This window comes from Pseudomonas sp. GOM7 (assembly GCF_026723825.1).
GTDB lineage: Bacteria > Pseudomonadota > Gammaproteobacteria > Pseudomonadales > Pseudomonadaceae > Aquipseudomonas.
In genome coordinates this window covers 1,394,876-1,416,286 of sequence record NZ_CP113519.1, presented here as the reverse complement: position 1 = coordinate 1,416,286, position 21,411 = coordinate 1,394,876, and the positions used below count along the sequence as shown (strand labels likewise).

Here is a 21,411-nt window from a genome sequence, read left to right as displayed (position 1 = left end):
GCTGAAAGGCGCCACCTGTGGTGAAGCCTCATGAAAAACCTGGTACTGAGCATCAATGACATCATCTACCGGGCCTGCATCGCAGTTGCCGGGTTGGCGATCACGATCATGGCCCTGATCATCCCCTGGGGTGTATTCAGTCGCTATGTGCTTGGCCAAGGTCTGGGCTGGCCGGAACCGGTGGCCATCCTGCTGATGGTGCTGTTCACCTTCGTCGGCGCCGCTGCCAGCTATCGCGCCGGTGCGCACATGGCCGTGCAGGTGTTGAGTGACCGTCTGCCCGCTATGGCTCAGCCCTTTCTCACGCTGTTCGTGCGCCTGGCGATGGGGGCGATCAGCCTGTTCATGCTGATCTGGGGCTACAAGCTGTGCGTGGCGACCTGGAACCAATACCTCAGCACCCTGACCTGGATGCGCGTCGGCATCAGCTACGCCCCCATTCCGCTAGGCGGCTTCATCACCCTGCTGTTCGTCATCGAGCAACTGCTGTACGGCGATCAGCACCAACGCCGCGCCGTCGATTACGAAAACTGCGCCGACTCCAAGGAGGCCGTGTAATGGACGCCTTGATCCTGCTGGGCAGCTTCATCGCCCTGATCCTGCTGCGCGTACCGGTAGCTTACGCTCTGGGTATCTCTGCCCTGATCGGCGCCTGGTGGATCGACATTCCGCTGCACGCGGTGATGATCCAGATTACCGGCGGCGTGAACAAATTCTCCCTGCTGGCCATTCCGTTCTTCGTGCTGGCCGGCGCGATCATGGCCGAAGGCGGCATGGCGCGGCGCCTGGTAGCCTTCGCCGGGGTGCTGGTGGGCTTCGTCCGCGGCGGCCTGTCGCTGGTCAATATCACCGCCTCGACCTTCTTCGGCGCCATCTCCGGTTCGTCCCTGGCTGATACCGCCTCGGTCGGTTCGGTGCTGATCCCGGAGATGGAAAAGCAAGGCTACCCGCGCGAGTTTTCCACGGCGGTCACCGTCTCCGGCTCGGTGCAGGCGCTGCTGACGCCACCCAGCCACAACTCGGTGATCTACTCACTGGCCGCTGGCGGCACGGTGTCCATCGCCGCGCTGTTCGTCGCCGGTATCGGCCCGGGCCTGCTGCTGAGCTTGAGCATGGCCGCGCTGTGCCTATGGTTCGCCAGGAAGCGCAACTACCCCAAGGGCGAGGTGATTGCGCTGCGCCAGGCGCTGAAGATCTGCGTCGAAGCGCTGTGGGGCCTGATGACCATGGTCATCATCCTCGGCGGTATCCTCAGCGGCGTGTTCACCGCCACCGAATCGGCAGCCGTGGCGGTGGTCTGGGCGTTCTTCGTGACCCTGTTCATCTACCGCGACTACAAGTGGAGCGAACTGCCGAAGATGCTGCACCGCACCGTGCGCACGCTGTCGATCGTGATGATCCTCATCGCCTTCGCCGCCGCGTTCGGCTACATCATGACGCTGATGCAGATTCCCTCGAAGATCACCGCCGCCTTCCTGGCCCTGTCGGACAACCGCTACGTGATCCTCATGTGCATCAACTTCATGCTGCTGGCACTGGGCACGCTGATGGACATGGCGCCGCTGATCCTGATTCTCACGCCGATCCTGTTGCCGGTGGTCACCTCCTTCGGCGTCGACCCGGTACACTTCGGCATGATCATGCTGGTCAACCTGGGTATCGGCCTGATCACGCCACCAGTGGGCGCGGTGCTGTTCGTCGGCGCTGCCGTCGGCAAGGTCAGCATCGAGAGTACGGTCAAGGCCCTGCTGCCCTTCTATGCCGCGCTGTTCGCGGTGTTGATGGCGGTCACCTACATCCCGGCCATCTCGCTGTGGTTGCCGAGCGTCGTGCTCTGATCACCAGGCGGCTGATGCGGGAACGAACTCATGCGTGCTCACCTCGAAGATCACGCATGTCTTCACGCCGACAGCTATGCACCGGCGCAACCCGAGTCGCCTGGCGGCGCCTCGCTTCACAAGGACACAACGCCCCTTCATGTCAGCCGTTCCCTTCCCCCGGCATGTCGCCGCGCTGATTCTCGCCACCCTGGCCTGCGCCTTCGCCGGCAACCATATCGCCGCGCGGATCGCTTTCGATCATGAAGCAGGCCTGCTGCTGGCCATTCTCTGCCGTTCGGGAGTGACCTTCCTGGTACTCAGCGCACTGGTGCTGTGGCAACGCGATTCGCTGCGGCTGAACCGCAGTACCTGGGGCTGGCAACTGATGCTGGGGCTGCTGATCGCGGTTCAGAGCTTCTGCATCTACTCCGCCGTGGCACGCATCCCGGTGGGCCTGGCGCTATTGGTGGTGAACCTCTCGCCCATTCTTCTGGCGCTGCTGACCTGGCTGCTCGGCGGGCCGGCACCGACCGGCCGTGCCGCGGCGATCATGGGCGTGATCCTGTTCGGCCTGGTGCTGGTGCTGGACGTGCCGGCGCGCCTGAGCGGCGCAACCAGCATCGACGCCCACTGGCTGCAGGGCGTGCTGTTCAGCCTGACCGCCGCGGGCGTATTCGCCGTGGCCCTGTGGATCACCGAGCACCGGCTATCACGCATGCCCGGACGAGTACGCAGCATGCTGACCATGGCCGTGGTGTTCAGCGCCTCCACCCTCGCTGGCCTCAGCGGCGCGCTGCCCGGGGGCCTGGGCCTACCCAACGCCATCACAGGCTGGATGGCCCTGGCGGTGCTGGTGCTGCTCTACGGCACGGCCTTTTCCCTGCTGTTCATTCTCATGCCCCGGCTGGATATCGCACGCAACGCGCCGGTGATGAACATGGAACCCGTGGCCGGCATGTTCTTCGGCTGGCTGATCCTGGGTCAGTTGCTGGGCGGGTTGCAGGTGCTGGGCGGGCTGATCGTGGTCGGCGGCATCGTCGCCCTGGCCTACCGCCGTTGAAGGAATGAGCAGCCCGCCTTTGTCCTTGTCAGCCGTGCAGCGCCTCGGCCTCGGCGGCTTCGTGGGCCTGGCGCAGACGTTCACGGCTGTTGGTCAGGTGCAGACGCATGGCCGCCCGCGCCGCTTCGGCATCCTGGCGGGCGATGGCCTCGAAGATCTGCTCGTGCTCGCGCTCCAGGCGCGCCATGTAGTGCGTCTGATCGTCATGCGCCAGACGCGCGGAATTGACCCGGGTACGCGGGATGATGCTGGTGCCCAGGTGGCTGAGAATGTCGGTGAAATAGCGGTTGCCGGTGGCTTCGGCGATACGCAGGTGGAACTGGAAGTCCGAAGACACGGCATCGCTGGAGTTGGCCGTGCTCTCGTTGATCGCATCCAGCGCCTCGCGAATGGCCTGGAGTTGGGTGTCACTGCGGCGCTGTGCAGCCATGCCGGCAGACTCCACCTCCAGGCTGATGCGCAGCTCGAGAATGGCCAGCACGTCACGCAGGGTGACGATGGTCGCCGGGTCGATGCGAAAACCGCTGGCGCTGGGCGTATCGAGCACGAAGGTGCCGATGCCGTGGCGGGTCTCCACCAGGCCGGCGGCCTGCAGGCGCGACAAGGCCTCACGCACCACGGTACGACTGACGCCCTGCTCCGCCATGATCGCCGACTCGGTCGGCAGCTTTTCACCGCGTTTGATCACACCATCGCGAATACGCTGCGACAGCTCGGCCACCAGTTCCTGGGCCAGGCTGCGTTGCTTGCGAGGGGTGCGGGGTTGGGCAGGGATATTGTCCATATCGATGGCGATTCTCGGCTTACGGTCAGCACCAATCATAGCCCAGCAGTTGTACGATGACACTATCAATTGCGACCTCGACCCTGTCCAGTGCTGCCGCTGCAAGACAGCCTCACCCGGCTGCAGGGCGCCAGCGCAGCGGATATGGCTGTGCGATGTAGACAAACTGTCCCGCGAACAGGTCGCCATTGTTGCGCAATGGGATTTCTACGTTGCGCGAGCATTACCGTCCGAGCCGCTGGACAATACCTTTACCGATTGGTCCGGTGAGGCGCGCATCATTCAGTTATCAATTGCACGGCCGAACACAGGACAGCTCGATCTACCTGCTGTTCTGCCCGCCCGAGCGCCCCTTCTTCTGCTTCGAGCCCGTCAGCCATCCGGTCAATAGGCACCATTTGCCAGGCCGGGCGGGACTCGAATTATTGCAGCCCGGCGCAACTTGCCAATTGCGCTACGAATTGCAATCCCAGGCGTGGATGGCATGACGACGCTGGACAGTCGAGAACTTTTGGCGATAATGGCGCGCACTGTTTCGAGCGCTGCAGATAGCAAGTTACATCTCCACTGTAACTAAACGGGAAAATCACGCTCCAAGGTACTGCCGGGCCAGCATGGCCGGTTCAGAACTACCGAATCAGAGGATGGCCGCAACAGTGAAGTCGATGCTTCACGTGCCACCTGAAATCATTGAAGAAAAATAGGAAAGCCAAGTGACGAAAGACGAACTGCGCGCCGAGCTCGAGCGCCAGGCGCAGCGTTACAAGGACGTATACGGCGGGGAAGTCATCACCTACGCCGCTCAACCGGATCCCGACCGCAAACCCTGGCGCAAACGCCCAAGCCTGCTCGATCAGGCCTTCGATAAAGAAATCGAGAAGATCGAAAAAGAACGCAGAGAGAAACAGGAAGCGGCAGAAGAACTCGGCTAAGTTCGCCGCTGTCGTCATTTCCTCGAAGATATCTCGAATAACTAACGAGCTTGTACTGCCGCATGAACCAACGCGCGGCCACGACAAGTCGTGCCCGCGCGCTCATTAGCTGCGCCCTCGGTTCTTCGACATTCAGCGTTTCTTGCTACCCAACAGCGAGCCCATCAGACCGCGCACCAGTTGCCGGCCAAGTTGATTGGCTGCCTGGCGCACGGCGGACTTGAGGGCTTGCCCGGCAATGCCACCAAGAAACTCGCCGGCCATCTGTCCCAGCCCCGGCGCCTCTGCCGTTGCCTTGGCAGCCTTGTCAGCATCGGCGGTCTGGGTTGCCCGAGCCAGCAACCGCTCGTAGGCCGATTCGCGGTCGATGGGTTTGTCATAACGCCCGGCCAAAGGCGACTGGCGCACCAGCGCTGCGCGCTCGCCTGCACTCAAGGGGCCGATGCGCGACTGCGGCGGCGCCACAGCCACACGCTGCACCATGGCCGGGGTACCCTTGTCCTCCAGGGTGGCAACCAACGCCTCGCCGATCCCCAGTTCGGTCAGCACCGTCAGGCTGTCGAAGGCAGGGTTGGGACGGAAGCCTTCGGCCACTGCCCGCAACGCTTTCTGCTCCTTGGTGGTGAAGGCGCGCAAGCCGTGCTGAATACGCAAGCCCAGTTGCGCCAGCACCTCATCGGGCAGATCACTGGGCGACTGGGTAACGAAGTAAACCCCCACGCCCTTGGAACGAATCAGCCGCACCACCTGTTCCAGGCGCTCCTGCAGGGCCTTGGGCGTCCCCTGGAAGAGCAGGTGCGCCTCGTCGAAGAACAGCGCCAGTACCGGCTTGTCGGCATCGCCGCGCTCCGGCAGTTGCTCGAACAATTCGGCCAGCAGCCAGAGCAGGAAAGTGGCATAGACCTTGGGCGCCTCGTGCACCAGGCGGCTGGCATCGAGCAGATGTATCCGTCCGCGGCCATCGCGATCCGGGTGCAGCAGGTCTTCGAGCTGCAAGGCCGGCTCGCCGAACAGGGCCTCGGCGCCCTGCTGCTCCAGCCCGGCCAGACGCCGCAACAGCGCCTGCGCCGAGGTATTGGTGAACAGCGCGGCGTCATCGCCGAGCACCTGCGGGTTGTCCTTGAGGTAGCCGAGCAGAGCCTTGAGATCCTTGAGATCGAGCAGTAACAGCCCTTCGCGGTCGGCCACCTTGAACGCCGCGTAGAGCGCCGCCTGCTGGCTGTCGGTCAACTCCAGCAGGGCGCCGAGCAGCAACGGCCCCATCTCGCTGAGCGTGGTACGCAACGGGTGACCGCTGAGGCCATGCACATCCCACAGCGTCAGCGGATAAGCCTGCGGCCGATGCTCCAACCAGGGCATGCTGGCGATGCGCTCGGCCACCTTGCCCTGTGGTGCGCCCATGGCTCCCAGGCCGCATAGGTCGCCCTTGACGTCAGCGGCGAATACCGCCACGCCGGCATCGCTGAAGGTTTCGATCAAGCGTTGCAGTGTCACGGTCTTGCCGGTACCGGTGGCCCCGGCGATCAGGCCGTGACGGTTGGCCAGGCGCAGCGGCTGGCCCACCGGCTGCCCCTGGCTACCGGCGCCGATGATGAACTGGGAACTTGCAGGCATCTTGCCGTCCTCTGAGTTGGAGTCTGTCGCTGTTTCGTGCACCTCGGATCTGCGCCATCCGCCACCGTCGCTGCGAATACGCCAGGCAGCCTGGGCAAGTGCCCCTCAGGTGGGATCCGCTTCGTCCGCTTCGTCCTGCAATTGCTGCCACAGCTCGGCGGCCCCTGCGAAGTCGGTGCCATCCTCTTCGCTCAAGGCCTCGGGATCGTAGCGCCGCACACAGCCCTCGCCCAGGGTCGGGGGTGCGCTGGATGTCGCCTTGTCCAGTGGATCGCTCATGAATACAGTCTCCGCTCAGTTCGCCTCGACATGACCGGGATCGTGCTGGGCGAATTCCTTCACCGCGCGCAACACATCATGCCGACTGACCTGGCCCACCAGACGACCGTCCTCGACCACCGGCAGACGGCCATGTCGACCGTTGAGAAAACGTTCGGACAGCTCGATGACATCGACGTCCGGGCCTATCGCCTCGACATCGGTGGTCATGTAGGCACTGACGCAACCACCAGTGCCCTCGTAATAGGCACCGGAGAGAATGCCGCGCAGGCAGTCGCCCTCCGACAGCATGCCAATCAGATGGCCCTGGGTATCGACCACCGGAGCCCCGGAAATACGGTGCTCCAGCAGACGGTTGATGGCGGTGAACAGATCGGTGTCGGATCTGAAGGTCACCAGGCGGCGGGTCATGTAGTCGCGCACCTTGATGGATTTGAGCATGGGCAGCGTCCTCCACAGTGGGGGTTCGGCCCCGACGACGGATCAGTCGAATACCACCGTCTTGTTGTCGTGCACCAGAACCCGGTCTTCCAAGTGATAGCGTAGCCCACGAGCCAATACCATCTTTTCCACGTCCTTGCCGAGGCGCACCATCTCCTCGATATCGTCGCGATGGGTCACGCGTACCACGTCCTGCTCGATGATCGGGCCGGCGTCCAGCTCTTCGGTAACGTAGTGCGAGGTCGCGCCAATCAGCTTCACGCCGCGCAGCGAGGCCTGGTGATAGGGCTTGGCACCGACGAACGACGGCAGGAAGCTGTGGTGAATGTTGATCACCCGCTGTGCATACTCGGCGCACAACGCCGGCGGCAGGATTTGCATGTAGCGCGCCAGGACGATGACATCGGCCTGGTGCTCCTTGACCAGTCGCTCCACCTCGGCGAAGGCCGGTGCCTTGTCCTTGGGGTCGACCGGCACATGGAAGTAAGGGATGCCATGCCACTCCACCATGCGCCGCAGATCGTCATGGTTGGCGATCACGCAGGGGATCTCGCAATCGAGCTCGTTGCTGTGCCAACGGTGCAGCAGATCGGCCAGGCAGTGCGACTCACGACTGGCCATCAGCACCACACGCTTTTTCTTCGCCGAATCGGTGATGCGCCACTCCATGGAAAATTCACGGGCGATGGGCGCGAAGGCCTGCTTGAAGCCCTCCAGATCGAATGGCAAGGAATCGGCACGGATTTCGTGACGCATGAAGAACCAGCCACTCTGGGTATCGGAGTGATGGCTGGCTTCGGTGATCCAGCCGTTATAGGTGGCCAGGAAATTACTGACTTTGGCAACGATGCCGACACGGTCTGGGCAGGAAATGACCAGTCTGAACGTACGCATGAAGTTTTGACCCCAGGTAACAGCGCAAAAGTGCGCCATTCTAGGGTTTGCAGAAAAAACCGTCGAGCGCAGACGAGCGCACCGCCGTGCATTCCAGACGGCGGCCCTGACGCGCAGCATCCTGGTATTCACCCGCAATATCCGCAGCCTCAACTTGTCTGACAGCGAGGCTTTTCACCTCATGCAGCAGGCGCGAAATACAAAACACACGCCGACAACGCTTCGGTACTTCAGGATGAAAAGCGAATCATGAACTAAACGAACAATCTTGGTTCACTATTGTCTGGCAGATACAATCGGTTGCAGAGCGCAAGCAGAAGTTTTTATTTCAGTGTTTACTTGTTTTGAACGCATGACTATTATTGGCCCACTGGTCGCCGTAAATCCAAATCATAAGGTAAATTCCATGTCGCTGATCACCGAATACCGCTCGCTCGAAGAGAACATCAAGGAACTGCAAGAGCGCCTGAAGAATCTGTCGCAAGACGACAAACTGAAAAAAGAACTCGAGTTCGAGGGCAAGCTGCGCAGCCTGATGGGTGAGTATCAGAAGTCGCTGCGCGACATCATCGCCCTGCTCGACCCGGAGGCCAAGTCGGTCAAGGCTCCGCGCAGCGCCAAGCCTGCTACCAAGCGTGCGCGCAAGGTCAAGCAGTACAAGAACCCGAACACGGGTGAAGTCATCGAAACCAAAGGCGGCAACCACAAGACGCTGAAAGAGTGGAAAGCCAAGTGGGGCGCCGACACCGTAGAAAGTTGGGCCACTCTGCTGGGCTGATCCAAGCACAGCGCAGACAAAACGCCAGCCTTGCTGGCGTTTTTTATGCGAGCTAAATGGCTCCAACCATGCCGCAATCCTGCTGTAGCCGTGTGTCATGAATCTGGCGTCAGCGTCTTGCCTGGAGCCCCCTCTAAGAACTACCTGCGTTGCGGCTCAACATGCTCATTTACAACGATGAGCCCAGTGCTTTTTCACCTGTCTTTGTCGGGTCGCCATCGCTATTGCGCTGACTGCCCACGTCTTCAGAGGTGCCCTACGGGCGATGGCTGAACGCTCTCATGTTCACGCTAGCGACCGCACCACTATTGGGCGCGGCCCCCAACTCAGGAATTGCCGAGCCCATAGCGGCTTTCCAGTGCCTGGGCATAGCTGAGCCATTGCGCAAGAAGTTGCCCCTGCTCGGCGGAACATTCACCGCGTAACTTCTCCAGCGCTAGCTTGAATTGCTCAAGGGTATTGGGAGCACCGAATTCAGGCTGGCTCAGGCGTTGTCGGCAGAAATCGAACCAGCGCTGTTGCTCATCCGCCGAAAGTGTCTGCGCGAAGTTGCGCGCGCGATAACGAAAGAGCAATTCCGGTAAACGAATATCGTCGAAAGAAAGTGACTGATTGGTCAGCTCTTCAGGTTGCGCCCGCCGTACCTGCTCGCACAGCCGGCGGTCACGGTCACCGATGAAACCATCGTATAGCTGCTGTTCAGGATCGAGACTGGCGGCGAAGGCTTCCTCGCGATAGATCGAAGCCAGCTTGTCCTGCCAGGCCGCGAGGTTGTCGCGCAGCAGCGCGGCATGCCGCTCGCATTGCGACCAGTCCAGGGCCAGACGCTGGCGATCCTCCTCGCGCAGCACCGAAAGCGGCGCCACCACCGGGCAACGATTGATGTGCAACAGCTTCAAGGGTACCGGCGCCTGCCCCTCACCCAGCTCATCGTGGCGGGTGTACAGGCGACTGCGCAGGGTTTCGGCGTCCAGCTCCAGCAGCGGCGCCGGGTCGGCCTGCAGGTCGACCACGATCAGCGCGTTGCGGTTGCGCGGATGCCAGGCCAGCGGCAGCACCGGCGCCAGATAATGGCGCGCCGCCGAAAAACGGCCGGAAATGTGCAGCAGCGGTTGCAACAGGCGAATCTGGTCGAGCACGCGCTGCTTGCTGCGCAACTGGTAGATGAAGTCGTACAGCCGTGGCTGGCGCTCACGCAGCAGGCGCGCCAGGCCGATGGTGGCGCGCACGTCGGACAGCGCATCGTGCGCCTGCCCGTGGTCGATGCCGTTGGCCTGGGTCAGACGCTCCAGCTTGAGACTGACGCGCCCGTCCTCCTGCGGCCATTCGATGCCTTCGGGGCGCAGCGCATAGGCGGTGCGTACCAGATCGATCAGATCCCAACGGCTGTTACCACCCTGCCATTCACGGGCATAGGGGTCGAAGAAATTGCGGTACAGGCTGTAGCGCGTGACCTCGTCATCGAAACGCAGGGTGTTGTAACCGGCGCTGCAGGTGCCAGGCTGCGCCAACTGCGCATGCACGCGGGTGATGAACTCACCTTCGTCGAGCCCCTGCTGCGCCAGGCGCTGTGGGTCGATGCCGGTGACCAGGCAGGCAGCCGGGTGCGGCAGGATGTCGTCACTCAGACGGCAATAGAGATTCAGCGGCTCGTCGATCTCGTTGAGCGCCTCGTCAGTGCGGATACCGGCCACCTGAATCGGTCGGTCACAGCGTGGGTTGATGCCGGTGGTCTCGTAGTCGTACCAGAAGATGCTGCGGCTCAAAACCTATTCCTTCCAAGCGATGACGACAGCGGGCTCTGCCGTTGCCGTCGAGAAACGTGAACGAGCACTCATTGCAGCCAATGCTTGCAGACTGCCATTGAGTGACGCGGCGCAAGCCACTACGATGCCGTTTCCCGCCACTCCCTACAAGGACGCAACCGTGAGTGAAACCAGCGTACTCAATCCGTACTCTGCCCCCAGCAGCGATCTCAACCCCATCAGCAGCGACCAGGTCAGCGCCGATCCGCACCTGGCACTGGCGCGTGGTTACGACTTCTCCATCGGCGAGCTGCTCGCCACCGCCTGGCGCAAGACCAGTGGCACCAAGGGCCTGATCTGGGGCGGTTTTCTGGTCATGATGGGTGCGCTGTTCATGGCGCAGATCGTCCTGTACATCGTCGCCATGATCTTCGGCATCGGCTTTATCGGCCTCGGCGCCCTGAGCGGCTCTGAAGGCGGAATGGCCGTAGCCGGAGCCTTCGGTCTGTTCGGCTTCATCCTGATCAGCTCGGTCGCGGTCGTGGCATTGATGTACCCCTTCCTGGCCGGTCTCAACATGATCGGCATTCGTCAGGCAGCAGGCCAGCCCCTGCGCTTCGCGGAAATATTCAGCCACTTCGGGCGTACCTTGCCACTGTTCGTCGCTGGTCTACTGATCGTGATTGCAACCAACATCGGCTACATGCTGCTGATTCTTCCCGGCATCTATCTGCAAGTCGCACTGCTGCTCACCATCCCACTGGTGGTCGAGCGCAAGCTCTCGGCCTGGCAAGCGATCGTGGTGTCCTGCAAAGCCATAAATCGTCACTGGTTCAAGGTGTTCTTCCTGATGCTGAGCATGGGCATCTTGCTCTTGATCAGCGCGCTGCCATTCGGTATCGGCCTGATCTGGACCATGCCGATGTTCATCGTGATGATAGGTGAGCTGTACAACCGCATCTTCGGTGTTCTGCCGGCGCCTGCTGCCTGAGTCCCATGCCGGGCCCATCCTTCGGCCCGGTTGCGTTCGTGTCCCGCTGCTCGCTAGCATCGGGCTTTCGCCCAGACAGACCGCCGATGCCCCTGACCACAAGCACACGCGCCACTGCCGATACCCCGGCCCTGGATACCCACTATCAAGTGGAAACCCCGGAAGGCATCGACCTGCATCTGCGCCCCGCCAGTCTGGTGCCACGTGCCCTGGCATTCGCCATCGATCTGGCCATACGTGGCCTGATTCTCGGCGTGGCCTACGTGGTGCTGGGCCTGCTCGGGCAGTTCGGCTTGGGCCTGGCCACCATCCTGCTGTTTCTCGTGACCTGGTGGTACATGGTGCTGTTCGAGGTGCTCAACCAGGGCCGCTCCCCCGGCAAGCAGTTGCTCGGCCTGCGTGTGGTGCATGACGACGGCACGCCCATCGGCTGGGCTGCGTCGCTGACGCGCAACCTGCTGCGCTTCGTCGATCTGCTGCCATTCGGTTACACCTTCGGCATCCTCAGTTGCCTCAATCATCCGGCTTTCAAGCGCCTCGGCGATATCGCCGCCGGCACCCTGGTGGTCTATCGCGAGGTCGCCCCGAGCCGCCCCGAGCTGCCGGATGCCGAGCCGCTGCCAGCCCCCTTCCCGCTGACGCTGAGCGAGCAGCGTGCCTTGCTCGGTTTCGCCGAGCGCGGCGGGCAGCTCTCCAGTGCGCGGCGCGCCGAACTGGCCGCCCTGTTGGCCGAGCCGCTGCAGGTTCCAGCCGAACAGGCCGAAGCGCGGCTCAATGGCATCGCCCGTGGGCTGCTGGGAGCTGCGCCATGAAACAGAGCCTGTTCGAGACGCGTCACCAACGCGAGTGGGACAGCTTCGCCCAGCAACTCGCCGCGCTCGAACAGGGCAAGGCCCAGGGCGAAGCCTGCACGCGCTTCGCCGCCGATTACCGGCAGCTCTGCCAGCACCTGGCCCTGGCCCAGGCGCGCGGTTACAGCAGCCACCTGATCGACCAGTTGCAGCAACTGGCCATGCGCGGCCACCAGCAGTTCTACCGTCACCGCAGTACCCTCGGCGCGCAGTCGATTCGCTTTTTGCTCGGCGGTTTTCCGCGCCTGGTGCGTCGCGAATGGCGCCTGGTGTGCTCAGCCAGCCTATTGTTCTTCGGCACCCTGGCGTTGATGGGGGTGCTCACCTACCTGTTTCCCGAGCTGATCTACAGCCTGGTGGCGCCGGATCAGGTCAGCGAGATGGAGCGCATGTACGACCCGGATGCCCGGCGCATCGGCCGCTTCGGTGAGCGTGATGCCGGCGACGACTGGATGATGTTCGGCTTCTACATCATGAACAACATCGGCATCGCCTTTCAGACCTTCGCCGGCGGCCTGCTACTGGGCCTGGGCAGCCTGTTCTTCCTGCTCTTCAATGGCCTGATGATCGGTGCCGTGGCCGGCCACCTGAGCCGCATCGGCTACGGCGAAACCTTCTGGTCCTTCGTCATCGGCCATGGTGCCTTCGAGCTGACCGCCATCGCTCTGGCTGGCGCCGCCGGGCTCAAGCTGGGCTGGGCGCTGCTCGCCCCCGGCCGCCTGCGCCGTGGCGAAGCGCTGCGCCAGGCCGCCAGCCAGGCCATCCAGCTAGTGGCCGGGGTCGTCCTGTTCCTGCTGCTGGCCGCCTTCATCGAGGCCTTCTGGTCGTCCACCACAGTGGCCACGCCCCAGGTCAAATATGCCGTCGGTGCCCTGCTCTGGATCCTCGTGCTGAGCTACCTGACCCTGGCCGGGCGGAGGCAACATGCGCCTGACTGAAGCCAGCCTGGCCATCCGCCCACGCACGGCCTGGGAAGCGCTGGATCTGGGCGTGCTCATGGCTCAGCGCCACGCCGGCCTGCTGATGGCCAGTTGGGCGCTGGTCACCCTGCCGATCTTCGCGCTGCTCTGCGCTCTGCTCTGGGAGTATCCGGGTGCAGCCATCCTGCTGTTCTGGTGGTTGAAGCCAGCCTATGAACGCCTGCCGCTGTACATCCTGTCGCAGGCATTGTTCGGCAACACGCCGACGCTCAAGCAGGCACTGAAGGCCTGGCCCAGGCTGCTGAAACCGCAACTGCTGGCCAGCCTGACCTGGCGCCGACTGAGCCTCACGCGCAGCTTCGACCTGCCGGTGCTGCAGCTCGAAGGGCTTTCCGGACAGGCGCGCAGCCAGCGTCTGATCGTACTGTCACAGCGCGGCAGCGGCGCGGCGACCTGGCTCACGGTGGTCGGCGTGCACCTGGAAAGCGCCCTGCTGCTGGGCCTGAGCACCCTCTTCTACCTGATGCTGCCACAGCAGATCGAACTGGACTGGAGCTGGCAGAGCCTGATCGCCGCGGACGGCAGCCAATGGCTATGGCTCGAGCACCTGTCCAACCTCGGCTACGCCCTGCTGCTGATCGTCTGGGAGCCGGTCTACGTCGCCTGTGGTTTCACGCTCTACCTCAACCGCCGCACCGAACTGGAGGCCTGGGACATCGAGCTGGTGTTCCGCCGCCTGCGCCAACGCCTGATCGGCACGGCCTACGCCCTGTTGCTCGGCTGCGCCCTGCTGCTGGGCCAGCCGGCCAGCACGGCCTGGGCCGACGAGGCAGCCACGGCGCCACAGAACGACCCGCTGGGCCCGCAGGCACCACGCTTGCTGGAGCAATCTCTAAACAGCCAGGCCGCGCACGAAAGCATCACCCGCCTGCTCGACGAGCCGCCGTTCCAGAATCGGGAAACCGTCACGCGCTGGCGCCTGGGCGACGAGTCTGCAGAAGAGAAAGAGGAACCAGTCGAGCCCACGGGCTTCCTTGACCTGCTGGAAAAGCTCGGGCAGCTCTGGAAAAGCTTGGATACCATGGCCCAGGTCTTCGAGGTGTTGCTCTGGGGCAGCCTGTTCGCTCTGCTGGCGTTCATCCTCTGGCGCTACCGCGACTGGCTGCAGACCTTCGGCGAGCGCGTCGGCCTGCCGCAACGCCGCACGGTGGTGGCGCCCACGCAATTGTTCGGCCTGGAAGTGGCCCCGCAAAGCCTGCCCGAGGACGTGGCCAGCGAAGCGCAACGGTTGTGGGATCAGGATCCACGCGCGGCCTTGAGCCTGCTCTATCGCGCGCTGCTCAGCCGCCTGCTGCACGATCATCATCTGCCACTGAAGGCCTCGCACACCGAGGGCGAAGTCCTGCACCTGGTCGCCACCCTGCAGCAGCAAGCCCTGCAGCACTACAGCGAACAGCTCACCGGCCATTGGCAGGCGCTCGCCTACGGTCATCGCCAACCGCCAGCCGAACAGGCCCAGCACCTCTGCCAGAGCTGGCGTGAGCTGTTCGGTCAGCAGGTTCGCGCATGAGCCGCCGCGCCGGATTCCTCACGGCCATGGCCGTGCTGCTGGCCCTGGGGCTGCTGGCCATCTATCTGCTGGGGCGCCTGCAGCCCTACCAGGAAACCCTCGAACACGGCCCCGCCCCAGAAGTGGACGCCAACCCTTACCTGGCCGCCGAACACTTCCTGCGCCAGCAAGGCATCGCCGTGCAGCGTGCCGACAATCTGGAAGTCCTCAGCACCCTGCCGAGCCAGGGGCAGACCCTGATGCTGCTGGCCGACCGCGGCAACATGACGCCACGCCAGGCCGAGCACGTGCTGCAATGGACGGCCAATGGCGGCCACCTGCTGCTGATCGCCGAGCGCCTGTGGGACGCGGACGAAGGCAAGAGCGGCGATCTGCTCCTTGACCTGCTGGACATCGAGCAGTACATGAGCGACGACCTCGACGACGACGAAGCCGAAGGCGAGCCGGCCGACGCGCAGAGCGAAGACGCCTACCCGGATCTGACCAAGCTGTACCTGCAGAACGAAGACGCCCCGGCCTACATCGCCTTCGACACCGCCTTCCACCTCTACGACGCGCAGAACCGTGCCCATGCCTGGGCCAACAGCGCCCAGGCCACCCACCTGCTGCAGCTCTATCACGGCGACGGTCTGATCACCGTGATGAGCGATCCGTGGATCTGGCAGAACCAGGCCATCGGCGAATACGACAATGCCTGGCTGCTCTGGTACCTCAGCCAGGACAGCGTCGTCACCCTGCTCTACCGTGCCGACCACGATGACCTGTTCACCTTGCTGCTGCGCCACTTCCCACTGGCGCTGGTGGTGCTGGCCCTGCTGATCGCCGCCGCCCTGTGGCACGCCGGCATGCGCCATGGCCCGCTGCTGGCGCCAGCCAGCCGCGCGCGCCGGCAACTGGCGGAACACCTGCGCGCCAGCGCCGACTTCCTGCTGCGCCGCAGCGGCCAGCACAGCCTGCTGCACATCCTCCAGCAGGACATCAAACGCCGCGCCAGGCGCCGCTACCCCGGCTTCGAGAAACTCGGGGTCGCCGAACAGTGGCAGGTACTTGGCCGCCTGACCCGCCTGCCCAGCAAGGCGATCAGCCAAGCCATGCGCCCGCTGCCCAAGCAGCGCCTATCGGCCAGTGACTTCACCCGCCAGGTCGCCCACCTGCAAACCCTCAGGAATGCCCTATGACGAGCGAACAGACGCCTGATACCGAAAACCTGCCGGCTGCCGATGCAGCGGCTGCCGCCCCGGTCAATCCACAGGCCCAGCAGCGCCAGCGCGCCAGCGCCCTGGCCCAGGCCCTGCGCAGCGAATTGCGCAAGGCCGTGATCGGCCAGAACGCGGTGATCGACGACGTGCTCACGGCGCTGATCGCCGGTGGCCACGTGCTGGTCGAAGGCGTACCCGGCCTGGGCAAGACCCTGCTGGTGCGCGCCCTGGCGCGCTGCTTCGGCGGCGACTTCGCGCGCATCCAGTTCACCCCGGATCTGATGCCCAGCGACATCACCGGCCACGCCGTGTACGACCTGCAAAGCGAGCAGTTCAAGCTGCGCAAGGGGCCTATCTTCACCAACCTGCTGCTGGCCGACGAGATCAACCGTGCCCCGGCCAAGACCCAGGCTGCCCTGCTGGAAGTGATGCAGGAGCGCCAGGTGACCCTGGAAGGTCGCGCCCTGGCCGTGCCACTGCCGTTCATGGTGCTGGCCACGCAGAACCCCATCGAACAGGAAGGTACCTACCCGCTGCCGGAAGCCGAGCTCGATCGCTTCATGCTCAAGCTGCGCATGGACTACCCTGAGCCGGACGAGGAGCTGAGCATGGTGCGTCAGGTGACCCGTTCGGCCAAGGCCGACATGCTCGAAGTCAACCCGCTACGCACCCTGCTGCAAGCCAAGGACGTGCTGGCCCTGCAGAAGATCGCCAGCGATCTGCCCATCGATGACCAGGTGCTCGACTACGCCGTGCGTCTGGCCCGGGCCAGCCGCGCCTGGCCGGGTCTGGCCATGGGCGCCGGGCCGCGCGCCTCGATCGCCCTGGTGCGTGGCGCCCGCGCCCGTGCCCTGCTGCGTGGCGGCGACTTCGTGCTGCCCGATGACATCAAGGGCTGCGCCCTGGCCGTGCTGCGCCATCGCGTACGCCTGGCCCCCGAACTGGACATCGAAGGCCTGTCGGTGGATCAGGTGCTGCAACAACTGCTCGACCAGGTACCGGCACCGCGTCTATGAAGCCTTCGCGCCTGCTCCTTGCCCTGCTCGCAGCGCTGCTGGCAATCGCCGTACTGCTCGGCGCCCTGCCACTGTTCGGCATCGCGCTGCCGGCCAGCCTGCAACCCTTGAGTTGGGGCATGCTCGTCGCCCTGTTGCTGGTCGCGGCCAGCGATGCCCTATGGCTGCGCCGCCTGCCCACGCCACGGGTGCAGCGCACCTTGCCGGGCAACCTGCCACTGGGGCGCTGGAGCGACGTGCAGTTGCAGGTGCATCATGACTTCTCGAACGCGGTGCAGCTCGAACTGTTCGACCATGTCCCGGCCGGCATGGCCTTCGAGGGCATGCCACTGCGCATCGACCTGCATCCGGGCCAGCAGACGCAATCGAGCTACCGCCTCAAACCCCAGCAACGCGGACACTTCGCCTTCGCCCGCTGCGAACTCCTGCTGCCCAGCCCGTTACGCCTGTGGCAGGGCCGCCGCCTGCTCGACATGCCTGGCGAGAGCCGTGTGTTCCCCGACTTCGCCCGCCTCTACGGCGCCCAGTTGAAAGCCGTGGACGACTGGCTCAGCCAGCTTGGCGTGCGTCAACGCCCGCGCCGTGGTCTGGGTCTGGAATTCCATCAGCTACGCGAGTTTCGCGACGGCGACACCCTGCGCCAGATCGACTGGAAGGCCACCGCGCGCAAGCGCACGCCCATCGCCCGCGAATACCAGGACGAGCGTGACCAGCAGATCGTCTTCCTGCTCGACTGTGGCCGGCGCATGCGCAGCCAGGACGACGAGCTATCGCACTTCGATCACGCCCTCAATGCCTGCCTGCTGCTCAGCTACGTGGCCCTGCGCCAGGGCGACGCGGTGGGCCTGGCGACCTTCGCCGGCAATCACCAGCGCTACCTGGCCCCGGTCAAGGGCCAGGCGCAGCTCAACAGCCTGCTGGGCGCCGTCTACGACCTGCAGACCAGCCAGCAGCCGGCCGACTTCAGCGCCGCCGCCGACCTGCTCCTGTCCCGCCAGCGCCGCCGCGCCCTGGTGGTGCTGGTGAGCAACCTGCGCGACGAGGATGACCAGGATCTGCTCGCCGCGGTCAGGCGCCTGTCGCGCCAGCATCGCGTGCTGGTCGCCAGCCTGCGCGAAGAGGTGCTCGACCAGCTCCGCCAGGAGCCCGTGACGGGCTACGAGCAGGCCCTGGCCTACTGCGGCACACTGGATTACCTCAACGCTCGCGCCGGGCTGCACGAGCGCCTGGCCGCGCATGACGTGCCGGTGCTCGATGCCCGCCCAGGCGAGCTGGGGCCGGAGCTGGTCAGCAGCTACCTGGCCTGGAAGAAAGCGGGTGCACTTTGACCCCGCAAGGCGGTCGAAATATCGACGCAGAGGCCCTGGCACCGGCTTTCCCACACAGATGTTGCGTGGTTATGGCCGAGGCTGGGTGCTATGATTCCGAGTCTGTGGCGCAAGGAGTACAAACTCCACGCCGCTCGCAGGCTGGGATCAGCCTGCCTTCAGGGCCGCCCGTGATCGGCCTCATGCGCATACCGCACACGACCTGAGTAGGAGATAGACCATGGCTTTTGAATTGCCGCCGCTGCCTTACGAAAAGAATGCCCTCGAGCCGCACATTTCCGCCGAGACCCTGGAATTCCACCACGACAAGCACCACAACACCTACGTGGTGAACCTGAACAACCTGGTGCCGGGCACCGAGTTCGAAGGCAAGAGCCTGGAAGAGATCGTCAAGACCTCCTCGGGCGGCATCTTCAACAACGCCGCCCAGGTGTGGAACCACACCTTCTACTGGAACTGCCTGTCGCCCAACGGCGGTGGCCAGCCCACCGGCGCCCTGGCTGACGCCATCAACGCCGCTTTCGGTTCCTTCGACAAGTTCAAGGAAGAGTTCAGCAAGGTTTCCATCGGCACCTTCGGTTCCGGCTGGGGCTGGCTGGTGAAGAAGGCTGACGGCTCCCTGGCCCTGGCCAGCACCATCGGCGCTGGCTGCCCGCTGACTTCCGGCGATACCCCGCTGCTGACCTGCGACGTCTGGGAGCACGCCTACTACATCGACTACCGCAACCTGCGTCCGAAGTACGTCGAGGCGTTCTGGAACCTGGTCAACTGGGACTTCGTCGCCCAGAACTACGCGGCCTGAACCCAGGCAAGGTAAGACAAGAACCCGGCCCTGCAGCCGGGTTCTTTTTTCAGCCCTCGAAAGTCACGAAACAAAGACACTTCGAGCGCCCCGAGCAAATGCTTGCAGTCGGCTCGACGACGATCCAGTATCAACTTTCTGTCAGCACATGGCACTAAAGTCCTAGCCTTCTTCACCGACAACCTCATCGAGACGGCGCGGCCCGCTCTGCGGACTCACGCACGAAAAATGCATACATCCATGGTGGCCCTTTGACGGCCAGGGCGAGATTGCCAATACTTGCCCGATGACGCTGCTGCACTGACACAAGGAATTGACGTTGAAGCTGGAATTGAAGAACAGCTTGTCACTCAAGTTGCTCCGCGTAGTGCTGCTTTCAGCATTCGTGGTCGGCGTCGTATTGAGTTGTGCGCAGATCGTCTTCGACGCCTACAAGACGCGCCAGGCAGTGGCCAACGACGCGCACCGCATCCTCGGCATGTTCCGCGACCCCTCGACCCAGGCGGTTTACAGCCTGGATCGGGAAATGGGCATGCAGGTGATCGAAGGCCTGTTCCAGCACGAATCGGTGCGCTACGCGTCCATCGGTCACCCCAACGAACCCATGCTGGCCGAGCGTTCACGGGATCTGGCGCAGATTCCCACGCGCATGCTCACCGATCCGATCCTCGGCCAGGAGCAGCAGTTCTCAATCAAGCTGGTTGGTCGCGGCCCCTACAGCGAATACTACGGCGATCTCACCATCATCCTCGACACCGCGCCCTATGGAGAGAACTTCGTCACCAACTCGGTGATCATCTTCATTTCCGGCGTGCTGCGGGCCATGGCCATGGGCCTGGTGCTCTACCTGGTCTACCACTGGCTGCTGACCAAACCGCTGGCGAAGATCATCGAGCACCTGACCAATATCAACCCCGACCGCCCCAGCGAGCACAAGCTGCCCATGCTTCCGGGCAACGAGAAGAACGAGCTGGGCCTATGGATCAACACCGCCAACCAGTTGCTCGCCTCCATCGAGCGCAACACGCAACTGCGCCGTGAAGCGGAGAACAGCCTGCTGCGCATGGCCCAGTTCGACTTCCTCACCGGCCTGCCCAATCGCCAACAACTGCAACAGCAGCTCGACCAGATTCTCGAGGATGCCGGTCGTCTGCAACGCCGTGTCGCCGTGCTCTGTGTCGGCCTCGACGACTTCAAGGGCATCAACGAACAGTTCAGCTACCAGAGTGGCGACCAGTTGCTCCTGGCCCTCTCCGACCGCCTGCGCAGCCACAGTGGCCGCCTCGACGCCCTGGCCCGCCTGGGTGGCGACCAGTTCGCCCTGGTGCAGGCCGACATCGAACAACCCTACGAAGCCGCCGAGTTGGCGCAGAGCGTGCTGGACGACCTGGAACTGCCCTTCATGCTCGACCAGCAGGAGGTGCGCCTGCGCGCCACCATCGGCATCACCCTGTTCCCGGAAGATGGCGACAGCACCGAGAAACTGCTGCAGAAAGCCGAGCAGACCATGACCCTGGCCAAGAGCCGCTCGCGCAACCGCTATCAGTTCTACATCGCCAGCGTCGACAGCGAGATGCGCCGCCGTCGCGAACTGGAAAAGGACTTGCGCGACGCCCTGGCGCAGAACCAGTTGCACCTGGTCTATCAGCCGCAGGTGGACTACCGTGACCATCGCGTGGTCGGCGTCGAGGCCCTGCTGCGCTGGCAGCATCCGCAGCACGGTTTCGTCGCGCCGGATCTGTTCATCCCGCTGGCCGAGCAGAACGGCACCATCATCCCCATCGGCGAATGGGTGCTCGACCAGACCTGCCGGCAACTGCGCGAATGGCACGACCAGGGGTTCAGCGACCTGCGCATGGCCATCAACCTGTCCACCGTGCAGTTGCACCACTCCGAGCTGCCACGGGTGGTCAACAACCTGATGCAGGTCTACCGCCTGCCGCCCAAGAGCCTGGAGCTGGAAGTCACCGAAACCGGCCTGATGGAAGACATCAGCACCGCCGCCCAGCACCTGCTCAGCCTGCGCCGCTCGGGGGCGATGATCGCCATCGACGACTTCGGAACCGGCTATTCCTCGCTGAGCTATCTCAAGAGCCTGCCACTGGACAAGATCAAGATCGACAAGAGCTTCGTGCAGGATCTGCTCGAAGACGAGGACGACGCCACCATCGTTCGCGCCATCATCCAGCTCGGCAAGAGCCTGGGCATGCAGGTCATCGCCGAAGGCGTGGAAACCGCCGAGCAGGAGGCCTACATCATCGCCCAGGGCTGCCATGAGGGGCAGGGCTACCTCTACAGCAAGCCGCTGCCGGCGCGTGAGCTGACCCTGTTCCTCAAGCAATCCCAGCGCCTGAACTCCGCCGCCACGCTGTAACCAGCACGCCGCA

The 21,411-nt window shown here is 63.8% G+C and carries 20 protein-coding genes; 14 read left to right on the top strand and 6 right to left on the bottom strand.

Features of this window, described 5'->3' with window-relative positions:
• The first annotated feature begins 30 nt into the window (after positions 1-30).
• The 3 genes from OU800_RS06365 to OU800_RS06355 all read left to right on the top strand — a co-directional run bounded on the left by OU800_RS06365 (position 31) and on the right by OU800_RS06355 (position 2,880).
• Positions 31-558 (top strand): TRAP transporter small permease, encoded by a 528-nt coding sequence (locus tag OU800_RS06365; protein ID WP_268182091.1) that lies wholly within the window; start codon positions 31-33, stop codon positions 556-558.
• Entirely contained in the window at positions 558-1,838 is a 1,281-nt protein-coding gene (locus OU800_RS06360; RefSeq protein WP_268182089.1) for a TRAP transporter large permease, read from the top strand. The genes OU800_RS06365 and OU800_RS06360 overlap by 1 nt, the downstream gene beginning before the upstream one ends.
• Positions 1,839-1,977: 139 nt before the next feature.
• A complete protein-coding gene (locus tag OU800_RS06355; RefSeq protein ID WP_268182087.1) occupies positions 1,978-2,880 on the top strand; it encodes an EamA family transporter in 903 nt (300 codons plus the stop codon).
• A 28-nt stretch (positions 2,881-2,908) separates the two neighbouring features.
• On the opposite strand, the gene OU800_RS06350 is transcribed toward OU800_RS06355, so the two are convergent.
• Positions 2,909-3,664 carry a FadR/GntR family transcriptional regulator gene (locus tag OU800_RS06350; RefSeq protein WP_268182085.1) on the bottom strand — a complete coding sequence of 252 codons (756 nt, stop codon included), beginning with the start codon at positions 3,662-3,664 and terminating at the stop codon, positions 2,909-2,911.
• A gap of 713 nt (positions 3,665-4,377) precedes the next feature.
• Here OU800_RS06350 and OU800_RS06345 point away from each other — a divergent pair.
• Complete coding sequence (locus OU800_RS06345) at positions 4,378-4,596, top strand: hypothetical protein (protein ID WP_268182084.1); 219 nt, start codon at positions 4,378-4,380, stop codon at positions 4,594-4,596.
• 132 nt (positions 4,597-4,728) lie between these two features.
• Here OU800_RS06345 and OU800_RS06340 read toward each other — a convergent pair whose 3' ends face one another.
• The 4 genes from OU800_RS06340 to purU all read right to left on the bottom strand — a co-directional run bounded on the left by OU800_RS06340 (position 4,729) and on the right by purU (position 7,824).
• The gene (locus tag OU800_RS06340; RefSeq protein ID WP_268182082.1) at positions 4,729-6,210 is read right to left on the bottom strand and encodes a helicase HerA-like domain-containing protein; all 1,482 of its coding nucleotides are present in this window, start codon (positions 6,208-6,210) and stop codon (positions 4,729-4,731) included.
• Between the two features lie 105 nt (positions 6,211-6,315).
• On the bottom strand, positions 6,316-6,489 hold the full coding sequence (locus OU800_RS06335; protein ID WP_268182081.1) for a hypothetical protein: 174 nt from the start codon (positions 6,487-6,489) through the stop codon (positions 6,316-6,318).
• A 15-nt stretch (positions 6,490-6,504) separates the two neighbouring features.
• On the bottom strand, positions 6,505-6,930 hold the full coding sequence (locus OU800_RS06330) for a CBS domain-containing protein (protein ID WP_268182079.1): 426 nt from the start codon (positions 6,928-6,930) through the stop codon (positions 6,505-6,507).
• A gap of 42 nt (positions 6,931-6,972) precedes the next feature.
• Positions 6,973-7,824 (bottom strand): formyltetrahydrofolate deformylase, encoded by an 852-nt coding sequence (purU, locus tag OU800_RS06325; RefSeq protein ID WP_268182078.1) that lies wholly within the window; start codon positions 7,822-7,824, stop codon positions 6,973-6,975.
• A 406-nt stretch (positions 7,825-8,230) separates the two neighbouring features.
• On the opposite strand from purU, the gene mvaT reads away from it, so the two are divergent.
• Positions 8,231-8,602, top strand: a complete 372-nt coding sequence (mvaT, locus tag OU800_RS06320) for a histone-like nucleoid-structuring protein MvaT (protein ID WP_268182076.1) — start codon at positions 8,231-8,233, stop codon at positions 8,600-8,602.
• A 326-nt stretch (positions 8,603-8,928) separates the two neighbouring features.
• On the opposite strand, the gene sbcB is transcribed toward mvaT, so the two are convergent.
• Positions 8,929-10,368 carry an exodeoxyribonuclease I gene (gene sbcB, locus OU800_RS06315; protein WP_268182074.1) on the bottom strand — a complete coding sequence of 480 codons (1,440 nt, stop codon included), beginning with the start codon at positions 10,366-10,368 and terminating at the stop codon, positions 8,929-8,931.
• A gap of 160 nt (positions 10,369-10,528) precedes the next feature.
• Here sbcB and OU800_RS06310 point away from each other — a divergent pair, with 160 nt between their 5' ends.
• The 9 genes from OU800_RS06310 to OU800_RS06270 all read left to right on the top strand — a co-directional run bounded on the left by OU800_RS06310 (position 10,529) and on the right by OU800_RS06270 (position 21,398).
• Entirely contained in the window at positions 10,529-11,338 is an 810-nt protein-coding gene (locus OU800_RS06310) for a hypothetical protein (RefSeq protein ID WP_268182072.1), read from the top strand.
• An 86-nt stretch (positions 11,339-11,424) separates the two neighbouring features.
• Complete coding sequence (locus OU800_RS06305) at positions 11,425-12,150, top strand: RDD family protein (protein WP_268182070.1); 726 nt, start codon at positions 11,425-11,427, stop codon at positions 12,148-12,150.
• Complete coding sequence (locus tag OU800_RS06300; RefSeq protein ID WP_268182068.1) at positions 12,147-13,127, top strand: stage II sporulation protein M; 981 nt, start codon at positions 12,147-12,149, stop codon at positions 13,125-13,127. Before OU800_RS06305 ends, OU800_RS06300 begins: the two co-directional genes overlap by 4 nt.
• Positions 13,114-14,679, top strand: a complete 1,566-nt coding sequence (locus OU800_RS06295; RefSeq protein ID WP_268182066.1) for a DUF4129 domain-containing protein — start codon at positions 13,114-13,116, stop codon at positions 14,677-14,679. The genes OU800_RS06300 and OU800_RS06295 overlap by 14 nt, the downstream gene beginning before the upstream one ends.
• Complete coding sequence (locus OU800_RS06290; protein WP_268182064.1) at positions 14,676-15,857, top strand: DUF4350 domain-containing protein; 1,182 nt, start codon at positions 14,676-14,678, stop codon at positions 15,855-15,857. The genes OU800_RS06295 and OU800_RS06290 overlap by 4 nt, the downstream gene beginning before the upstream one ends.
• Positions 15,854-16,894: an AAA family ATPase gene (locus OU800_RS06285; RefSeq protein WP_268182062.1), complete on the top strand. Its 1,041-nt coding sequence runs from the start codon at positions 15,854-15,856 to the stop codon at positions 16,892-16,894. Before OU800_RS06290 ends, OU800_RS06285 begins: the two co-directional genes overlap by 4 nt.
• Positions 16,891-18,222: a DUF58 domain-containing protein gene (locus OU800_RS06280; protein ID WP_268182060.1), complete on the top strand. Its 1,332-nt coding sequence runs from the start codon at positions 16,891-16,893 to the stop codon at positions 18,220-18,222. Before OU800_RS06285 ends, OU800_RS06280 begins: the two co-directional genes overlap by 4 nt.
• Before the next feature lie 220 nt (positions 18,223-18,442).
• The gene (locus OU800_RS06275; protein WP_003462535.1) at positions 18,443-19,024 is read left to right on the top strand and encodes a superoxide dismutase; all 582 of its coding nucleotides are present in this window, start codon (positions 18,443-18,445) and stop codon (positions 19,022-19,024) included.
• 319 nt (positions 19,025-19,343) lie between these two features.
• Positions 19,344-21,398, top strand: coding sequence for a putative bifunctional diguanylate cyclase/phosphodiesterase (locus OU800_RS06270; RefSeq protein WP_268182058.1), 2,055 nt, complete (start codon positions 19,344-19,346; stop codon positions 21,396-21,398).
• Positions 21,399-21,411 lie beyond the last annotated feature (13 nt).

Excerpts from the sequence above, each read along its gene's own strand:
- OU800_RS06365 (WP_268182091.1), top strand. The coding sequence starts at position 31 with ATGAAAAACCTGGTACTGAGCATCAATGACATCATCTACCGGGCCTGC.
- mvaT (WP_268182076.1), top strand. The coding sequence starts at position 8,231 with ATGTCGCTGATCACCGAATACCGCTCGCTCGAAGAGAACATCAAGGAA.
- OU800_RS06330 (WP_268182079.1), bottom strand. The coding sequence starts at position 6,930 with ATGCTCAAATCCATCAAGGTGCGCGACTACATGACCCGCCGCCTGGTG.
- OU800_RS06355 (WP_268182087.1), top strand. The coding sequence starts at position 1,978 with ATGTCAGCCGTTCCCTTCCCCCGGCATGTCGCCGCGCTGATTCTCGCC.
- OU800_RS06300 (WP_268182068.1), top strand. The coding sequence starts at position 12,147 with ATGAAACAGAGCCTGTTCGAGACGCGTCACCAACGCGAGTGGGACAGC.
- OU800_RS06305 (WP_268182070.1), top strand. The coding sequence starts at position 11,425 with ATGCCCCTGACCACAAGCACACGCGCCACTGCCGATACCCCGGCCCTG.
- OU800_RS06280 (WP_268182060.1), top strand. The coding sequence starts at position 16,891 with ATGAAGCCTTCGCGCCTGCTCCTTGCCCTGCTCGCAGCGCTGCTGGCA.
- OU800_RS06350 (WP_268182085.1), bottom strand. The coding sequence starts at position 3,664 with ATGGACAATATCCCTGCCCAACCCCGCACCCCTCGCAAGCAACGCAGC.
- OU800_RS06275 (WP_003462535.1), top strand. The coding sequence starts at position 18,443 with ATGGCTTTTGAATTGCCGCCGCTGCCTTACGAAAAGAATGCCCTCGAG.
- OU800_RS06295 (WP_268182066.1), top strand. The coding sequence starts at position 13,114 with ATGCGCCTGACTGAAGCCAGCCTGGCCATCCGCCCACGCACGGCCTGG.
- purU (WP_268182078.1), bottom strand. The coding sequence starts at position 7,824 with ATGCGTACGTTCAGACTGGTCATTTCCTGCCCAGACCGTGTCGGCATC.
- OU800_RS06340 (WP_268182082.1), bottom strand. The coding sequence starts at position 6,210 with ATGCCTGCAAGTTCCCAGTTCATCATCGGCGCCGGTAGCCAGGGGCAG.
- OU800_RS06285 (WP_268182062.1), top strand. The coding sequence starts at position 15,854 with ATGACGAGCGAACAGACGCCTGATACCGAAAACCTGCCGGCTGCCGAT.
- OU800_RS06335 (WP_268182081.1), bottom strand. The coding sequence starts at position 6,489 with ATGAGCGATCCACTGGACAAGGCGACATCCAGCGCACCCCCGACCCTG.
- OU800_RS06290 (WP_268182064.1), top strand. The coding sequence starts at position 14,676 with ATGAGCCGCCGCGCCGGATTCCTCACGGCCATGGCCGTGCTGCTGGCC.
- OU800_RS06360 (WP_268182089.1), top strand. The coding sequence starts at position 558 with ATGGACGCCTTGATCCTGCTGGGCAGCTTCATCGCCCTGATCCTGCTG.